2 protein-coding genes and 1 pseudogene are annotated in these 2313 nt (G+C 47.6%); 2 read left to right on the top strand and 1 reads right to left on the bottom strand.

Going from position 1 to position 2313, the window contains the following annotated elements:
• Positions 1-354 precede the first annotated feature (354 nt).
• Positions 355-1218, top strand: coding sequence for an SDR family oxidoreductase (locus tag A9479_RS19360; protein WP_036174241.1), 864 nt, complete (start codon positions 355-357; stop codon positions 1216-1218).
• A gap of 301 nt (positions 1219-1519) precedes the next feature.
• Here A9479_RS19360 and cadR read toward each other — a convergent pair whose 3' ends face one another.
• Positions 1520-1927, bottom strand: a complete 408-nt coding sequence (gene cadR, locus A9479_RS19355; RefSeq protein ID WP_009403731.1) for a Cd(II)/Pb(II)-responsive transcriptional regulator — start codon at positions 1925-1927, stop codon at positions 1520-1522.
• A gap of 95 nt (positions 1928-2022) precedes the next feature.
• Here cadR and A9479_RS19350 point away from each other — a divergent pair.
• Positions 2023-2313: pseudogene (locus A9479_RS19350) on the top strand (cation transporter); the annotation flags it as partial.

Below are 2313 nucleotides of genomic sequence, written 5' to 3'. Positions count from 1 at the left end.
CCGCAACTGCTGGCCGCCTACGAGCACAAGGAGCGCTTCTACGGCATCTGGGACGCCACCACACGGCTCCAGGCAAGAGGAGTTGACTTGTAAAAATTTTGATTGCACGGCCTTATCTATGATAGGCGCGACAAAATGATAGGAGGCATTCACCTTGTTTAGCAGCACAGGCATAAGATTTGATTTACATTTCTGATGCAATTATAATGGTGGGCAAGAATGGCCGAAATACATAATAAACAATCATTCCTCAATCCAGTCTTCAATTGCGGCCGCCTTCGTTTATTTTTGGCTTCCGCCACCTAGATGATGTTATTTATTCAAAAAATTTTTAGAAAAAAAGGAGAAATGATTATGTCAATTGCGGTTACAGGTGCTACTGGTCAACTCGGTGGGCTTGTGATTCAACATTTGCTCAAAAAAGTTCCCGCCAGTCAAATCATTGCCATCGTGCGTAATGTTGAAAAAGCCTCTACTCTTGCCGATCAAGGCGTGGAAGTTCGCCATGGCGACTATAATCAACCGGAATCTCTTCAAAAGGCTTTTGCAGGTGTCTCCAAGCTGCTCTTTATCTCAGGTCCGCATTATGATAATACGCTTCTTATCGTTCAACATGCAAATGTCGTAAAAGCTGCCAGAGATGCGGGAGTCAAACATATTGCTTACACAGGATATGCCTTTGCTGAGGAATCAATAATTCCCCTTGCACACGTACATTTAGCAACGGAATATGCCATCCGTACGACCAATATCCCGTATACTTTCCTGCGTAATGCCTTATATACGGACTTTTTTGTAAATGAGGGGCTGCGCGCATCCATAGAGTCTGGAGCAATTGTTACGAATGCGGGAAGCGGGATCGTTAATTCAGTAACACGCAATGAACTTGCTTTGGCTGCCGCAACGGTTCTTACAGAGGAAGGGCATGAAAACAAAACGTATAACCTTGTTTCCAATCAACCGTGGACCTTTGATGAACTTGCCCAAATTCTCTCCGAGGTTTCCGGCAAAAAAGTCGTGCATCAGCCTGTCTCATTCGAAGAAGAGAAAAATTTCCTCGTAAACGCTGGTGTCCCTGAGCCGTTTGCTGAAATTACGGCAGCGATCTATGACGCGATTTCCAAAGGAGAAGCGTCCAAAACATCAGATGATCTGCAAAAACTGATCGGATCCTTGACCCCTCTGAAGGAAACCGTAAAACAAGCCCTGAAAATGTAAGAATTGACCAAATGACATAAAATGAAAAAACAGAACATCCAATGACTGCAAACTCGTGACCTGCTTTATCTTAGTTCGAAAATAAGCCCTGTCACGCAGACAGACATTAACAGCCTGAGACCTAAAATTACATAAGGACTCAGGCTGTTTTATTTCTTTTGATCACGTTGGCGGATTTAAAAACGAAACGAGAGTATATCATCTTTTACAAAAGGGGTAAGCGGATTAAATGGTTGATCTTACCTTTGCATGAGAGTGAGACAGACCGGCATCTCATCGGATTATCTGGTTGATGCTTCACCTACTGCTGGTGCATGTTTCCTTCGCTAATTCCAGCAAGAACCCCACACGCCTCAACTTCCCGGTCATCGTTGCAACTCGCTCTCAGTGAAACGAGTTGTTTCTCAAGCGCTTGCAGAGCGGTTATCTGCGACCGCACATGAGAGATGTGATCATCGAGCAAGGCGTTGACGGCGGTACAAGGCTGATGAGGGTCGTCCTCATAGCTCTGTAGTTCGTGAATCTCAGCCAGTGACAGGCCCAGGATTCTGCAGCGACGGATGAAGGCCAGCCCCTCACCATGCTTCTCGGTATAGACACGGTAACCGTTGTCCTGCCGATCAGGCGGCGGCAACAAGCCCTGCTGTTCATAGAAGCGGATCGTCTGTGTTTCGACCCCTACCAACTGCGCCAACTGACCAATGCGCATCAGCCTCCTCCCCAACGGATTCTTTACTCTATTGACCTTATAGTAGCTTTATAGTTTTAAATGGTACCACAACATTGTTCAAGTGGAGTCGTATCATGAGCAAATCCTGTGGTGGCGCCTGTGGCGGTGATGCAACGTCCGCAGCGGATACCGATATACAGGCCTCCTCCGAGGCGCCAGGGAGATGGGTCAGTGTTTATGCCGTGCCGAAGATGGACTGTCCATCAGAAGAACGAATGATTCGCCTGGCCCTGAACGGCTTTGAGGAGATTCGGGCGCTGTCCTTCGACTTGTCGAACCGCCGGCTGAAGGTCGTGCATGACGGCGAGGTCGAGCCCGTCACCTCGAAACTGAAGACCTTGGGGCTAGGCGCCTCGCTTCAGGAA

The sequence above is a fragment of the Pseudoalteromonas sp. MQS005 genome (genome assembly GCF_001661605.1).
GTDB lineage: Bacteria > Pseudomonadota > Gammaproteobacteria > Enterobacterales > Alteromonadaceae > Pseudoalteromonas > Pseudoalteromonas tetraodonis.
The sequence above is the reverse complement of the archived record's forward strand: the minus strand, read 5'-3'. Positions and strand labels throughout refer to the sequence as shown.

Excerpts from the sequence above, each read along its gene's own strand:
- cadR (WP_009403731.1), bottom strand. The coding sequence starts at position 1,927 with ATGCGCATTGGTCAGTTGGCGCAGTTGGTAGGGGTCGAAACACAGACG.
- A9479_RS19360 (WP_036174241.1), top strand. The coding sequence starts at position 355 with ATGTCAATTGCGGTTACAGGTGCTACTGGTCAACTCGGTGGGCTTGTG.